We start from the raw sequence: 14,057 nt of genomic DNA, 5'->3' as shown, positions 1-14,057 counted from the left end.
TATTTTATGCATTTGCATATATAGACATAGTTTGCGATGATTTCTTGGGACCTTCTTATCAGAGGAAGTCGGCCTGCTTCCCGTCCGTAAACGCGAATCCGTTTCGCCATGCCGCATATTTGCTCGTTGACAGCCTGCGGAAGTTCAAAATATGATTTTGCAAATGATTTAGAAGAAGCCCATAGGGCAAAGGGGTAACGTTATGGCCGAGCGGTCTTTTGCGCGCGAGGTCGAGGATCTGAAGCTCGGGGAAGGTGATATCTTCCGGGGCGAGGGTATTCTCGCGATCACCAAGGCACTCCTGCAGTCCGGCGTATCCTATGTCGGCGGCTATCAGGGCTCGCCAATTTCCCATCTCATGGACGTGCTCGCCGACGCCAAGGACGTGATGGAGGATCTGGGCGTCCATTTCGAGACATCGGCCTCTGAGGCGGCCGCCGCCGCAATGCTGTCCGCCTCCGTCATGTATCCGGTGCGCGGCGCCGTCACCTGGAAATCGACGGCGGGCACGAATGTCGCCTCCGACGCGCTTTCCAACCTGTCCTCGGGTGGCGTCACCGGCGGCGCGCTGATCATCATCGGCGAGGATTACGGCGAAGGCTCCTCGATCATGCAGGAGCGCAGCCATGCCTATGCGATGAAATCGCAGATGTGGCTGCTCAACCCGCGCCCGAACCTGCCGTCGATCGTGCATGCGGTCGAAGAAGGCTTCGAGCTGTCGGAGGCATCCAACACGCCTGTCATGCTGCAAGTCGGCATCCGCAGCTGTCATGTGCACGGCCAGTTCGTCGCCAAGGACAACAAACGGCCGGCCTACACACTGAAGCAGGCACTCGAAAATCCGATCCGCGACGTCAACCGTATCGTGCTGCCGCCTGCCTCCTTCCTGCATGAGAAGGAGAAGCTGGAGAAGCGCTGGCCGGCGGCCGTCGAGTTCATCAAGCAACGTCAGCTCAACGAATATTTCGGCCCGTCCGAAGGCGAGGTCGGCATCATCCTGCTCGGCGGTGCCTATAACGGTGTCATGCGCGCGCTGCAGCAACTCGGCCTTGCCGATGTCTACGGCAATTCGGCCGTGCCTCTCTATGTTTTGAACGTTGCCTATCCGCTGATCGATGATCAGATGGCCGAGTTCTGCGCCAACAAGAAAGCCGTGCTGCTGGTCGAGGAGGGGGCGCCCGAATATATCGAGCAGTCGCTGAACACGATCCTGCGCCGCCGCGATATCCAGACCAAGGTCGCGGGCAAGGATGTCCTGCCGATGGGTGGGGAATATACCGCGCCAGTGCTGATGAAGGGCATCAAGAACTTCCTCGAGATGCATCAGCGCGTGTTGCTCGGCAACCAGCCACCGCTGCCGGATCCGACGCCTATCCTCAACGATCCCAAGATCAAGGCATTGGCGGAAGTCGTGCCGCCGCGGCCGCCGGGCTTCTGCATCGGCTGTCCGGAGCGGCCGATCTTCGCGGCGATGAAGATGGTGGAAGGTGAACTCGGCCAGCATCACATCTCCGGCGATATCGGCTGCCACCTGTTCTCGATCCTGCCGCCGTTCAATCTGGGCAGCACGACCATGGGATATGGGCTTGGCCCGGCTGCCGCCTCGGCCTTCAATGTCGCCGCCGACAAGCGGGCAATCTCGGTCATGGGTGATGGCGGCTTCTGGCACAATGGTCTTGCGACTTCGGTCGGCAACGCCGTCTTCAACAAGCAGGATGGCGTCATCCTCGTCGTCGACAATTTTTATTCGGCTGCGACCGGAGGTCAGGACATCCCTTCATCGCGGGCGCTGAACCCGCGTCGCAAGACCAACAATTCCATCGTCAATGCGGTCAAGGGTATTGGTGCGACCTGGGTCCGCCAGATCGACCGCACCTACGATGTCGCCAAGATGCGCGACACGCTGCGCGAGGCGCTGACGTCGAAGGAGCCGGGGCCGAAGATCATCGTCGCTTCCTCGGAATGCATGCTGAACAAGCAGCGCCGCGTGAAGCCGCTATTTGCCAAGGCTGTGAAAGACGGCAAGCGCATGGTCAAGGAGCGTTTCGGTGTCGACGAAGACGTCTGCACCGGCGATCACGCCTGCATCCGGCTTTCGGGCTGTCCTTCGCTGTCGGTCAAGCACACCGATGATCCGTTGAAGGACGATCCGGTGGCGGCGATCGACAATAATTGCGTCGGCTGCGGCAATTGCGGCGAGGTTTCGGAGGCTGCGGTGCTCTGTCCGTCCTTCTACCGAGCAGATATCATTCACAACCCGACGGATTGGGACCGCTTCGTCGCCCGCCTGCGGTCCCGCGTCATCGGCTGGCTGCAGGCGCGCCGCCGCGCCAGCCGCATCGTCTTTTCGGATTGAGAGGGCGATATGAACGAGCATGTGAGCATGAGTGATCTCGGCGCAAACAGACTTTCCACGGACAAGCCGCTGTCGCTTGCCGTTCTCGCCATGGGCGGGCAGGGCGGCGGCGTGCTTGCCGACTGGATCGTCGGTCTGGCCGAGGCCGAGGGGTGGATGGCGCAGACGACGTCGGTGCCCGGCGTGGCGCAGCGAACGGGCGCGACGATCTATTATATCGAAATGCTGCCGGCGAAGGACGGTCACGCGCCGATCTTTTCGCTGATGCCGACGCCGGGTGATGTCGATGTCGTCATGGCGGCGGAGCTGATGGAGGCGGGCCGCTCCGTGCTGCGTGGCCTGGTCACGCCTGATAAGACCGTGTTGATCGCCTCGACGCATCGCTCTTTCGCGGTGGGCGAAAAGGAAAAGCCGGGCGATGGCATCGGCAATCCCGAAGTGGTGGTCGAGGCGACAGATTTTGCCGCCAAACGCACCATTGCCTTCGATATGGAAACGATGGCCGTCAAAAATGGCAGCGTGATTTCAGCCTCGATGTTCGGCGCGCTGGCCGGCTCCGGTGCCTTGCCGTTCGGTAAGCCCGCTTTTGAGGCGATGATCCGCGCCGGCGGCAAGGGCATCGAGCCTAGCCTCAAGGCTTTTAATGCCGCCTTTGATCGGGTCAAGAACAAGCCGCGCGATGCGGTTTCTGCGACGCCGCCGAAGCATTTCGATGTTCTGCCGGAGACGGCCGGCCACCCATCGCTGGACCGGCTGGTCAATCGTATCCGTGCCGAATTTCCGGAAGCGGCTCACCCACTGCTGTTTGCCGGCGCCAAGCGGCTGACCGACTATCAGGACCCTGCTTACGCGGACGAGTATTTGACCCGCGTGGCTGCTCTTTATGCGCTTGATCGCAAGGCCGGCGGCGCGGACAAGGATTTTGCCTTCACCGTGCAGGCGGCGAAATATGTTGCCGTTGCCATGGCCTATGACGATGTCATCCGCGTTGCCGATCTGAAGGTGCGTGGATCGCGCTTCGAGCGCGTGCGCAAGGAGGTGGGCGCCAAGGACGATCAGATCGTCTACATGACCGAATACATGCATCCGCGCATGGAGGAAGTCTGCGGCACCATGCCGAAGGCTTTGGGTCTGTGGATCGAGAACCGGCCGAAGCTCTTCGATCGTCTCGATCGCATGGTCAACAAGGGCCGTCGCGTCAAGACTGGCACGCTTTTCTGGTTCCTCAGCCTCTATATGGTTTCAGCGTTGCGCCGTACACGCCGCGGCACGCTGCGCCACTTGCGCGAGGTCGAACATCGTGAGGCGTGGCTGTTAGCTGCGGCTAACCTGCCAACGGTGAACTACGACCTGGCCGTCGAGGTGCTGAACAATCGCCGCCTCGTCAAAGGCTACTCCGATACGCATGCGCGCGGTCTGTCGAAATTCGACCGCGTGATGTCGGCGTTACCTCTGCTGCGCGACCGCGAAGATGGAGCTGCGTGGATGAAGCGGCTGCGACAGGCGGCGCTGCTGGATGAAAACGGGGTTGCTCTCGACGGAGCACTGAAGACCGTGGAGACGTTGTAAGCGCCGGATATCGCCCACGTAAGCAGCGCGCAAGGCGAAAAACTGCCGAAGAAATCATTGGGAAGTCGGGCCTTTTCAATCCAAGGCCCGGCATTTCATCGTCATTCCCCTGTATCCTCCCGATGTCTTGCATGGGGTGGACAAAGACGAGCCCTGTCTTATGTGAAGAAGGCAATGGGACGCCAATGGGGAGGAAAACCAATGTCCAAGAACACGATCTGCGTATGGTACGACAAGGAAGCTGAGGCTGCTGCCCGATTCTACGCCGATGTTTTTCCGGACAGCAAAGTGACTGCCGTTATTCGCGCGCCGGGAAATTATCCGGCCGGCGAACAGGGAGACGTGCTGGTTGTCGAATTCACGGTTGCCGGGGTCGCCTGCATGGGTCTGAACGGCGGCTCAGGGATCAAGCACAACGAAGCCTTTTCCTTTCAGATCGCAACGGACAATCAGGAAGAAACCGACCGTTATTGGAATGCCATTGTCGGCAATGGCGGCCAGGAAAGCGAGTGCGGCTGGTGCAAGGACAAGTGGGGCATCTCCTGGCAGATCACGCCGCGCGTGCTCACCGAGGCACTTAAAGTCGGCGGCGATGAAGCAAAGCGCGCTTTCGATGCGATGATGACCATGAGGAAGATCGACGTTGCGGCGATCGAAGCCGCCCGGCGCGGCTGACGCCTCGTCAGATCTCGTGCTTGCGGATGTTGTGAAGCACCTTGTGCAGGGTCGAGATGAAGCCGCGATATTCGGCCTCCTCGACCCCGTCGAACATCTGCAGAAACAGATCGTACATTGTCGGCCACACCTTCTCGAAGGCGGCGCGGCCTTCTTCGGTGATCGAGACGTCGCGGATGCGCATGTCCTCGGCGCGCGGCTGGCGGCGGATGAAGCCCTGGCGCTCGAGAGAGTCGAGCGTGCGGCTCATGGTCGATTGTTCGGTGACGGCAAAGACCGAGAGTTCGTTGATCGTGAGGCTTGAGGAGACGCTGAGGACCGCGAGCGCCCGCATCTTGGCGGTCGTCATGTCGTATTCGCGCAGTTCCTCCGACAGGTTGGCGTTCCAGCGGGCCATCAACCGGTTCATCAGATAGGGCGCGAAATGATTGAGGCCGATTTCGCCCATGGTCGGGCGCTTTGCGGTTTCATCCCGCTTGCGCCTCAAAACGGTGCCTGAAAACCGCTCTTCCATCGACCATACTCCCCAGGAAACTTGTTATTTCAGCGATGATGCGAGCAGAAAACCGGAGCCTCCACCCAGGCCCGGACCGGGATGCGCCGAGGCACCGATATGGTAGAGCCCCGTTATGTGGGTGCGGTGGTTAACAGATGACTTGAAGGGCCGCCAGATGAAAAACTGGTCGAGGCCGCAATAGCCGCCATAGGGGTCGCCGCCGACAAGGTTCATGTTCATGGCTTCGAGATCACCCGGCGAATAGGCGCGGCGTGCGAGCTTTATGCCGGCGAAATTCTCGATATGGCTTTCAAGCAGTGAGTCGATGCGGTCGGCATAGTGCTCGCGCACCTCTTCCGTCCAGCGGCCGTCTGCCGGCGTTGCGATCTTGCCCGCAGCATCCCCTTTGATGTGGCGCGGCGCTTCGGGAAGCTGCAGCCAGAGGATCGACTTGCCTTCCGGCGCGCGGCTCGGATCAAGCGCGACGGGTTGGCCGACGCAGACGGTGGGTTCGGCGGGCAACAGCCCCCGTTCGCATTCATTGGCGGCGCGGGAGACACCATCAAGGCCCGGCGTCAGATGCAGCAGCGCCACCTTGCCGAGTTCGGCATTGGCTTTCCAGCGTGGCGGTTCGGACAAGGCATAGTGGATCTGCATGTCGCCCTTGCCGTAGCGATAGTTGGCGACGCCAGTTTTCACTTCGGCCGGCATCGGATCCGGCCAATCCTTCATCAGCCGATCGTAGAGCTGGTTGGGTGTTACCGAGCAGATCACGCCGGATTTGGCCCTCAGGGTCTCACCGCCGGTAAGGCGGACCCCGTCGGCGCGACGATTGGGGCCGGCAATGATGGCCTCGACGTCGGCGCCAACGCGGATTTCGCCGCCATTGTCAGTGATCAGCCGCTCGAAAGCCGTCAGCAGAGTTCCCGCGCCGCCCTTGACGATCGGCGCGCCGCCGAGCTCCAGCGCAAAGCCGATGACCTTCAGCATTTCGGCGGAATAGGCACTCTCCGGCCCGAGGCCGCAATGCAGCACCCAGGGCGCCCATAGCGCGTGGATATCTTCTGACCGGTAGCTGGTTTCAAGATAGCCGCGAGCCGGTGTCAGGGCTTCTCCGAACCAGGCGGCGAGCTTGCGCAGGCCGCGATTCCAGCCTTGGCCGGCAACGCTCTTCAGCGTCGAGCCCGACCACAAGGAACCGCCGAGCAGGGAAAAGAGAAAGGGAGCATCGGCGGCGAGCGCATCCATCTCGCGAGAGAAGGTCTGTCCGTCGCCGAGCGACAGTTCGTCGAAGGTGGCGATGTTCCGCCGCCTGTCCTTGGAAAAGATAACATGCGAGCCATCGGGCCGGACCACACCTGTGGGAAGATCGGCATGGGCGAATTCGAGGCCGCGTGCCTCAAGGTCCTTGCCGATGGCGCCATAGGCCGGCGATGTCAGGAACAGCACCATGGTCGTCGCCATGACATCATGGATAAAGCCGGGCTCGGTGATCTCCTCGGTGCGCAGGCAACCGCCAATGCGGTCGTTACGCTCGAGGATGAGCACCTTGTGGCCCTTCTTGCCAAGCATGGCGGCTGCGACAAGCGCATTTATGCCGCTGCCGACGATGATGTAGTCATGATCGCCCATTGCCATCGCCCCTCACAGGCAGAATGAGTGGAAAGGCGGAGCCTAACTCGCCCCCGGACTCCAACCTTTCCAGCCTATCACGCAATCAATGCCAGCGCACGAACCGGCGAGCCCGTGCCTTTGACGAACTTCAGCGGCGCTGCAATCAGCACGGCGCCCTTGGCGGGAAGCTGATCGAGGTTGGAGAGGCTGGCAAGACCATAGCGATTAGCCTTGTGCATGAGATTATGTGCCGGGAAGGGCGGGTTCATGCCGCCGGCGGAACCGGCATCGGTACCGATCGTTTCCTGGCCCCAGCCGATAATGCCCTTGGTCAGCAGATATTCGATCGCTTCGGCGGTCGGACCGGGAGAATGCGGACCGTTTTCGTCGGCATTCAGGAAGGTCTCGGTCGAGCCGTTGCGCTTGTACCAGTCGGTGCGCAGCAATACCCAGCTGCCAGCCTCGATCGCGCCGTTCTGGGCTTCCCATTCCTTGATACTCTCGACGGTCAGCAGATAGTCCGGATTGGCGGCAGCTTCCTTGGAGCGGTCGATGACATTGACCGGTGCCACGAAGTTCTGCGGCGGGATGGTGTCCGTCGTGTTGTTCGGGTGATCCTTGCCGGTGATCCAGTGGCAGGGAGCATCGAAATGCGTGCCGGTATGCTCGCCGAGCTCCAGCCAGTTCCAGGCCCAGAAGGGGCCGTCCTGATTGTATTCCGAAATCGTATGGACCTTGACCTTCGGCGTGTTCTTGCCGAACTGTGGCGGCAGGTAGAGTACCGGGGTGTCCGGGCCGAGCGGTGCGGTGAGATCGACGACCTTGACGGAGCCCGAAATCAGGGCCGAGGCCAGGCTGGCGAGTGTGTTGGCGGTCATTTTAGCGTTCCCCTTGTTGTTGCATGACCCCGTGCCAAGAGCCGCCTTGCGGATCTTCTATCGGGATCGAGCATGAAGCCATCATCGCCATGCGCGGGGTGCCTTTCCTCCTGGCACCTGGTCCGCGCGGCGGCGGAATGAAGGGAGCCTATGTCACAATATATGATATTGCAAGCATTCCGACGTGGTTCCAAAGCCCAAATTTGACCTGGAATCGACGGCGTGAGGGCTACCGATAAATTACTGAAATCGCACGGTAATCGATAGGAAAACTTGGAGTGTCTCCGCTTTTGATTGTCCTCGCTCCCTCGAATTCGTGGTGATGGGTACTTGAAGCTTAAAGCTCAGGATGTATGCATGTACAATAATAATCATCAGGGAAGAGGGGCATTCGATGAGCTATGATGCGATCATAGTGGGGGCGGGCCATAATGGCCTTGCAGCGGCGGTGCATCTGGCGGCGAAGGGCTGGAAGGTTGCCGTGATCGAAGGCAATGCCGAGCCGGGCGGGGCGGTCAAAACCCGCGAGGTGACGTTGCCGGGCTTCCGCCACGATCTCTGTGCAATGAACCTTTCCATGTTCGCCGGCTCGGCATTCTTTGCCCAGTACAAGAATGAACTTTCGGCCGAAGGTCTGGGGTTCGTGCCGGCGGCGGATTGCTTTGCCAGCGTCTTTCGTGATGGCACCTATCTCGGCGTCAGCACCGATCTGGAAAAGACCACTGGCGCCATTGCCGATATGTCGCCGCAGGATGCTGCCGCCTGGCGGCACATGCTTTCGGAATTTGGCGCGGATGCGCCCCATATCTTCGGCCTGCTTGGTTCTCCCATGCCGTCGCTGGCGGCTGCCAAGGTCATCTGGAAAGCCTGGCGCGCGAAGGGCACGGGGTGGCTCTACGACACTGCACGCATGCTATTTGCCTCGCCGCGCGATTTTCTCGATGCACGTTTTCAGAATGCCAAGCTCAAGACAATGATGGCTGCCTGGGGGCTGCATCTCGATTTTGCGCCCGATGTCGCCGGTGGGGCGCTGTTTCCCTATCTCGAATCCATGGCCAATCAGGCTTTCGGCATGGTGATCGGCAAGGGCGGAGCCGATACGATCGTCAAGGCGATGGCAGCCGTGCTGAAGAGCAAGGGCGGCGAGTTGATGCTCGGCACGCGCGTCGACAAGATCGTCACGTCCGGCGGCAAGGCGACCGGCGTCATCCTCGCCGATGGGCGCCGCTATGAAGCCAAGCGCGCCGTCATCGCCAATGTTCATCCTCAGATCCTGTTCGGCAAGCTTCTCGACCAAGACCCGGCGCGTGAGGAGTTCGACAGCAAGGTTAAGCGTTTCCGGGCTGGCCCCGGGACGATGATGATCCATCTGGCGCTATCGGGACTCCCTGACTGGACGGCCGGCAAGGCGCTGCAGAATTTCGCCTATGTCCATGTCGCGCCGGATCTCGAGATGATGTCGCGCGTCTATGCCGAGGCGATGGGCGGGTTGTTACCTGCCGAGCCGGCTCTGGTGATCGGGCAACCCACTGCGATCGACCCGTCGCGCGCGCCGGCGGGGCAGCATGTGCTCTGGATTCAAGTGCGCGTTCTGCCAGCTGAATTCCGTGCCGATGCGGCAGGCGAGATCAGCGGCCAGAACTGGGATGAAATCAAGGATGCATATGCCGAGCGGGTGCTCGATATTGCTGAGCGTTACGCGCCGGGATTGCGCGACAAGATATTGGCAAGATCGGTCTTTTCGCCCGTCGACCTCGAACGCGAGAACCCGAATCTGATCGGCGGCGACAATCTTTCCGGCAGCCACCATCTCGACCAAAACTTCCTGTTCCGTCCCGTCGCCGGCTATTCGCGCTACAGGACGCCTGTCGGATCACTGTTCATGTGCGGAGCTTCGACGTGGCCCGGCGCGGGCACCGGGGCCGGTTCCGGTTTCATGCTGGGGAAGATGCTGGCCAAGTGACGCCGGTCGGCTTGACGGGCAAACCTTTGACATTTCAAATGTTGCTCCCTAGATCGTTCAGGTAAGCAATGCAAAGCGGTGGATCGAGCTGACGTGATGACAGAGTCTGAAAGTGCAACCGTCGACCTGGAGATCATCGTTCAGGGTACGCAGGAAGGCAAAAAGCAGGAGCTGCGGCTCTGGCTGCGCATGCTTTCGACCACCAAGCTGATCTCGCAGGAAATCCGCCGGCGGCTTCGCAATGAATTCGGCGCGACGCTGCCGCAATTCGACCTGATGGCGCAGCTCTATCGCGAGCGCGATGGCCTGCGTCTCGGCGAGCTTTCGAAGCGGACGATGGTCACGAACGGCAATGTCACGGGGCTGGTCGAGCGGCTGGAAACGGATGGGCTGGTGCTGCGCGCGACGCCCGACGCGATCGGCGCGTGACCGTCGCGAAGCTGACCGCAAGAGGGGAGACGCTGTTCAGCGCCATGGCTGTTGCCCATGAGGGCTGGCTGCGCGACATGATGGCGGATGTCGATCCCGCCATCATCAGCGAACTCTGGCAGGATATCGGCGCGGTAAAGTCTTCGGTCAGCAATCACCTTTCGGGTGCCGACTTCGATTGACGCTTCGTCTCGCTGCTATCAGTACCTAGCGCGCCCGCTCGCTCTTGAATCTCTTTTCCAGCACGCTCACCAGCCGCACCATCGGCCAGAGCAGGATGATGTAGATCAGCGCGGCCATGATCAGCGGCGAGGGGTTGGCGTAAAGGCCTTGGGCGTTCTGCCCTTCTTTCAGCAGTTCCGGCAGGGCAACCGTCGAGGCGAGCGACGTGTCCTTGAACATAGAGACACAGTTGCTTGTTGTCGGTGGGATGACGATGCGGACTGCCTGCGGCAGCACCACCTTGTAGAGTGTGATCAGAAAGGGGATGCCGAGAGCTGCGGCAGCCTCGAACTGGCCGCGCGGCACGCTTTCGATGCCGGAACGGAAGACCTCGGCCGAGTAGGCAGCCAACACGATGGAAAAGCCGAGGATCGCCGACCACCAGGCCGAAAAGCTGATGCCGACGAAGGGCAGCGCATAATAGATCAGGATCAGCACGACCAGCACCGGCATGGCGCGCATGATGTCGATATAGGCAATCATCAGTAACTGCAGCGGCTTGGGGGCGTAGAGGCGGATGAGGCTGACGATGAGGCCGGCTGTGATACCGATGACGATGCTGACCAAGCCGAGCGCGATGGTCATCCACAGGCCGCGCAGCAGCTGCGGGAAAGCCGAAATCATGACGTCGGAGTTGAGGAAGGTATCGACGAAAGACATAGGCACTCCCGTGAGCAGGACGAAGATGGAATTTCCCTATATTTACGCCGGCCGAGATGGCCGGCGTAAGCTTATTTCAAAGATGATCTTTTGATCACGCCTTGGGGATAGGCAATTCGGTGACGGTGGAGGAGCCGGCCGGTGCCTTGCCGCCGAACCACTTCTCGTGGATCTTTTCGAGCGAGCCGTCCTTCTTCATCGCGGTGATGGCGTCGTTGATCTTGGCGACGAGCGGCGAATCCTTGGTCATCATCAGGCCGTACTGTTCGCCGGTCTTGATGCGATCCTTGATGGCGAAGCCCTTGGTCTTGACGAAGAGATACTGCATGCCGGGGATGTCGCTGACGACGGCATCGATGCGGCCTGCGCCGAGATCGAGGAACATGTCTTGCTGCGAGTTGTAGCCCTTGACGTCGGCAAAGCCCTGCGCGGCCTTGTTGTCATTGACCCATTTTTCGCCCGTCGAGCCCGAGAGTACGCCGACGACCGAACCCTTGAGATCAGCAAGCGACTTGATCGAGCTGGCTTCCTTGGTCGCGACACCCATGTCGGAATCGTAATAGGGCTGGGTGAAGGACTGCGACTTCAGGCGTTCCGGCGTGATGGTGATGGATGAGATCGCCACGTCGATGCGCTTGGAGGCCGTTGCCGCGAACAGAGCCTGGAAGCCGTAGTCGGCGATGTTGGTGGTCATGCCGGCGCGCTTGGCAGCTTCATTGACGACATCGACCTCGAAGCCTTCGAAGCCGCCGTTCGCGGTCTTGTATTCGAAGGGCGGGTTGTTCGGGTAGGAGCCGACATTCAGCACATCGGCGGCATAGGCGAAGTGGCTTCCGCCGGCAAGGCCGACGGCGGTCGCGAGGACCAATAGACTGCGACGAGTTACAGGCATTTTCTTAGTCTCCCTCTGGTTATGGCTGCGGGCTTTTCCTCTTACCCGCGGGTATTCCCGTCCGCCCGTTGGGCGGCCGTCTCATGTCATCGCATCGACCATGCGGTCGAGGGCGATGCGCATCTGTTCGGTTTCGCGGAAGGTGCACATGCGCAGGAAGGCGCGGGACGATTCGCCGAAGTGGTATCCGGGCGCCAGGCCGACGCGGGCCGTCTCCAGAATGCGTTCGCACAGCGCGGTCGCATCGGCTTCACCCTGCAGTGCAAAGAAGGCATACATGCCGCCGCGGGGCTTTTCGGGCAGGATGATGCCCGGTATCTGCGGCAATTTTTCATAGGCAATGTCGAGGCCGGCCTTGATCCGGCCGCGGATCTCTGAAACCAGCGGTTCGCCCTCGCGCAAGGCCGCAGCGGCTCCCGCCTGGACCATTGCCGATGTGCCGCTGTTGACATATTGCGTCATCGCGCCGAGCTGGTCGGCAATCGCCGATGGGTGCGTGAGCCAGCCGACGCGCCAGCCGGTCATCGCCCATGCCTTGGAGAAACTGTTGATGGCGATCACGCGATCGCCGTCCTCCGCCACCTGCAGGATGGAGGGTGCGATCTCGCCGTCGAAATAGAGGCGGGCGTAGACTTCGTCGGAGATGATCCAGATGCCGGTGCGGCGGCTGAAATCCAGCAAAGCCTGCATCTCTTCGCGCGAGGCCGTCCAGCCCGTCGGATTGCAGGGCGTCGACAGGAAGATAGCGCGGGTGCGAGCATCACAGCGGGCAAAGAGCTTGTCGAGATCGAGGCGCCAGTCGGTGTCGAAATCGAGCGATACGGCGCGGGGCTCGCCGCCGATCAGATGGATGGCGTTATGGATGTTCGGCCACTGCGGCGCCACGTAGACGACATTGGTGCCGACATCGACGAGCAGCTCGAGCGCCATGTAGAGCGCCTGCATGCCGCCAGGGGCGACCGTGGTGCGCTCGATGGGGATGGGGCGACCGTGCCAGTGGGTCTGATAGTCCGACAGCGCTTCGTTCAGCGTGGCGAGGCCGCGCATGTTCGGAACATAGAAGGTCGCGCCATCATCGAGCGCCTTCTTTGCGGCGTCGCGGATAAAGGCCGGCGTCACCACGTCGCCCTCGCCGAACCAGAGCGGGATGACGCCGCCGAGTTCGCGGGCACGCTTGGCGAGCACGGCTATGTTGTCGGTGCGCATGTCGCGGATCTGGGCGCGAACGCCTTCGAGGGCATCGCGGCCTGATATCGCGTTCGGCAGGTTATGCTGCGGCAGAAGAGACAAGGAATTTCCCCTTGGAACCCGGTGCTGAAGAGACGAGGCGATTGCTGAAACCAGCCCTCGAATTGCCCTTGATTTTAGAATGGTTATCCAAAACCGACTGCATTTCAAGGATAAAGTTTAAGCTTAAAAAGTCTGCCGTTTCATTTGATTCAACCATGACGATCGCATGTCTTAAGCTGCTGGGATCATTCATTTTTTCTTGGGTCCCGAAATGGCATTTTGGTTCTTTGCCTCCGTCACGCCGGCAGCCAGGCTGGCGCCGAGAAACATCGTGTCGCTGGCCAGCAGGAAGAAGCTTATTCCGGCCGCCGACCATGCGCCGACGTCATCCGGCGACGGGCGGAAGATACCGACCGCGCGAGCGGCCGACAGCGCCGTTTTCGCGATGGTCTGGATGGCGGCATCGAGCTTCTCCTTGCCCGCCGGCCCCATCGCATCGATCGAGACCGAGAGATCGCCGGGACCGATGAAGATGAGATCGACGCCTTCGACTGAGGTGATATCAGCAATATTCGCCAGTCCCTCGGCGGTCTCGACCTGGATGGCAAGCAGCAGTTCGACATTGGCCTTGGCGAGATAATCCGGAATGCGATAGCCATAGGCCGCAGCCCGGCCGGGACCGACGCCGCGTGCTCCGAGCGGCGGATAGCGGGTTGCCTTGACGGCTGCTCTTGCCTGTTCCGCTGTCGAAATGCGCGGCACCAGAACGCCGGCGGCGCCGGCATCCAGCACGGCCGCGATATCCTCCGCCGCATGGCCGGGCACGCGAACCATGGCGGGAACGCGATGGACGTCGGCTGCGCGGATCAGGTCCTCGATGCGCTCGCGGCTGATCTGCGAGTGCTCCCAGTCGATGCAGAGGAAATCAACGCCGGAAGCGGCGGCCACCTCGATGGCGACCGGATGCGGGATGGCGGCAAACGTGCCGATCAGCAGCTTGCGCTCGATACAGTTCCGGCGGAAATCGCTCATCGTCTTCCTCACATTTCAGTGGTCCTCTCAACGAGGGATAG

At 61.0% G+C, this 14,057-nt stretch carries 12 protein-coding genes and 1 pseudogene; 5 read left to right on the top strand and 8 right to left on the bottom strand.

What is annotated here, in order from left to right; translation table 11 throughout:
- The first annotated feature begins 202 nt into the window (after positions 1-202).
- The 3 genes from BSK43_RS09840 to BSK43_RS09830 all read left to right on the top strand — a co-directional run bounded on the left by BSK43_RS09840 (position 203) and on the right by BSK43_RS09830 (position 4,600).
- The gene (locus BSK43_RS09840; protein ID WP_077469580.1) at positions 203-2,356 is read left to right on the top strand and encodes an indolepyruvate ferredoxin oxidoreductase subunit alpha; all 2,154 of its coding nucleotides are present in this window, start codon (positions 203-205) and stop codon (positions 2,354-2,356) included.
- Positions 2,357-2,365: 9 nt separating this feature from the next.
- Complete coding sequence (locus BSK43_RS09835; protein ID WP_136686828.1) at positions 2,366-3,925, top strand: indolepyruvate oxidoreductase subunit beta family protein; 1,560 nt, start codon at positions 2,366-2,368, stop codon at positions 3,923-3,925.
- Between the two features lie 201 nt (positions 3,926-4,126).
- Positions 4,127-4,600, top strand: a complete 474-nt coding sequence (locus tag BSK43_RS09830) for a VOC family protein (RefSeq protein ID WP_077469581.1) — start codon at positions 4,127-4,129, stop codon at positions 4,598-4,600.
- Positions 4,601-4,607: 7 nt separating this feature from the next.
- On the opposite strand, the gene BSK43_RS09825 is transcribed toward BSK43_RS09830, so the two are convergent.
- From BSK43_RS09825 to BSK43_RS09815, 3 genes are all read right to left on the bottom strand, one after another.
- Positions 4,608-5,114: a MarR family transcriptional regulator gene (locus tag BSK43_RS09825; protein WP_077469582.1), complete on the bottom strand. Its 507-nt coding sequence runs from the start codon at positions 5,112-5,114 to the stop codon at positions 4,608-4,610.
- A gap of 24 nt (positions 5,115-5,138) precedes the next feature.
- Positions 5,139-6,728 (bottom strand): NAD(P)/FAD-dependent oxidoreductase, encoded by a 1,590-nt coding sequence (locus BSK43_RS09820; protein WP_077469583.1) that lies wholly within the window; start codon positions 6,726-6,728, stop codon positions 5,139-5,141.
- Positions 6,729-6,805: 77 nt separating this feature from the next.
- Positions 6,806-7,588: a cyclase family protein gene (locus BSK43_RS09815; RefSeq protein ID WP_077469584.1), complete on the bottom strand. Its 783-nt coding sequence runs from the start codon at positions 7,586-7,588 to the stop codon at positions 6,806-6,808.
- A gap of 394 nt (positions 7,589-7,982) precedes the next feature.
- Between BSK43_RS09815 and BSK43_RS09810 the strand changes: the two genes are divergently transcribed.
- Positions 7,983-9,551, top strand: a complete 1,569-nt coding sequence (locus tag BSK43_RS09810; RefSeq protein WP_077469585.1) for an NAD(P)/FAD-dependent oxidoreductase — start codon at positions 7,983-7,985, stop codon at positions 9,549-9,551.
- A 96-nt stretch (positions 9,552-9,647) separates the two neighbouring features.
- Positions 9,648-10,162: pseudogene (locus BSK43_RS09805) on the top strand (MarR family transcriptional regulator).
- 25 nt (positions 10,163-10,187) lie between these two features.
- Here BSK43_RS09805 and BSK43_RS09800 read toward each other — a convergent pair.
- The 5 genes from BSK43_RS09800 to BSK43_RS09780 form a co-directional block, all read right to left on the bottom strand.
- Positions 10,188-10,862 carry an amino acid ABC transporter permease gene (locus tag BSK43_RS09800; protein WP_077469587.1) on the bottom strand — a complete coding sequence of 225 codons (675 nt, stop codon included), beginning with the start codon at positions 10,860-10,862 and terminating at the stop codon, positions 10,188-10,190.
- A gap of 94 nt (positions 10,863-10,956) precedes the next feature.
- On the bottom strand, positions 10,957-11,754 hold the full coding sequence (locus tag BSK43_RS09795; RefSeq protein ID WP_077469588.1) for an ABC transporter substrate-binding protein: 798 nt from the start codon (positions 11,752-11,754) through the stop codon (positions 10,957-10,959).
- Positions 11,755-11,835: 81 nt separating this feature from the next.
- Complete coding sequence (locus BSK43_RS09790) at positions 11,836-13,044, bottom strand: pyridoxal phosphate-dependent aminotransferase (protein WP_077469589.1); 1,209 nt, start codon at positions 13,042-13,044, stop codon at positions 11,836-11,838.
- Positions 13,022-13,237: a hypothetical protein gene (locus BSK43_RS09785; RefSeq protein ID WP_136686826.1), complete on the bottom strand. Its 216-nt coding sequence runs from the start codon at positions 13,235-13,237 to the stop codon at positions 13,022-13,024. The genes BSK43_RS09790 and BSK43_RS09785 overlap by 23 nt, the downstream gene beginning before the upstream one ends.
- Positions 13,234-14,016 (bottom strand): aldolase/citrate lyase family protein, encoded by a 783-nt coding sequence (locus tag BSK43_RS09780; protein ID WP_136686824.1) that lies wholly within the window; start codon positions 14,014-14,016, stop codon positions 13,234-13,236. Before BSK43_RS09780 ends, BSK43_RS09785 begins: the two co-directional genes overlap by 4 nt.
- Positions 14,017-14,057: the final 41 nt, after the last annotated feature.

The sequence above is a fragment of the Rhizobium sp. P44RR-XXIV genome (assembly GCF_001999485.2).
Lineage (GTDB): Bacteria > Pseudomonadota > Alphaproteobacteria > Rhizobiales > Rhizobiaceae > Rhizobium.
Note: the sequence above shows the minus strand (reverse complement) of the source record. Positions and strands in the feature narration are given on the sequence as shown.

Excerpts from the sequence above, each read along its gene's own strand:
- BSK43_RS09840 (WP_077469580.1), top strand. The coding sequence starts at position 203 with ATGGCCGAGCGGTCTTTTGCGCGCGAGGTCGAGGATCTGAAGCTCGGG.
- BSK43_RS09835 (WP_136686828.1), top strand. The coding sequence starts at position 2,366 with ATGAACGAGCATGTGAGCATGAGTGATCTCGGCGCAAACAGACTTTCC.
- BSK43_RS09830 (WP_077469581.1), top strand. The coding sequence starts at position 4,127 with ATGTCCAAGAACACGATCTGCGTATGGTACGACAAGGAAGCTGAGGCT.
- BSK43_RS09825 (WP_077469582.1), bottom strand. The coding sequence starts at position 5,114 with ATGGAAGAGCGGTTTTCAGGCACCGTTTTGAGGCGCAAGCGGGATGAA.
- BSK43_RS09820 (WP_077469583.1), bottom strand. The coding sequence starts at position 6,728 with ATGGGCGATCATGACTACATCATCGTCGGCAGCGGCATAAATGCGCTT.
- BSK43_RS09815 (WP_077469584.1), bottom strand. The coding sequence starts at position 7,588 with ATGACCGCCAACACACTCGCCAGCCTGGCCTCGGCCCTGATTTCGGGC.
- BSK43_RS09810 (WP_077469585.1), top strand. The coding sequence starts at position 7,983 with ATGAGCTATGATGCGATCATAGTGGGGGCGGGCCATAATGGCCTTGCA.
- BSK43_RS09800 (WP_077469587.1), bottom strand. The coding sequence starts at position 10,862 with ATGTCTTTCGTCGATACCTTCCTCAACTCCGACGTCATGATTTCGGCT.
- BSK43_RS09795 (WP_077469588.1), bottom strand. The coding sequence starts at position 11,754 with ATGCCTGTAACTCGTCGCAGTCTATTGGTCCTCGCGACCGCCGTCGGC.
- BSK43_RS09785 (WP_136686826.1), bottom strand. The coding sequence starts at position 13,237 with ATGAATGATCCCAGCAGCTTAAGACATGCGATCGTCATGGTTGAATCA.
- BSK43_RS09780 (WP_136686824.1), bottom strand. The coding sequence starts at position 14,016 with ATGAGCGATTTCCGCCGGAACTGTATCGAGCGCAAGCTGCTGATCGGC.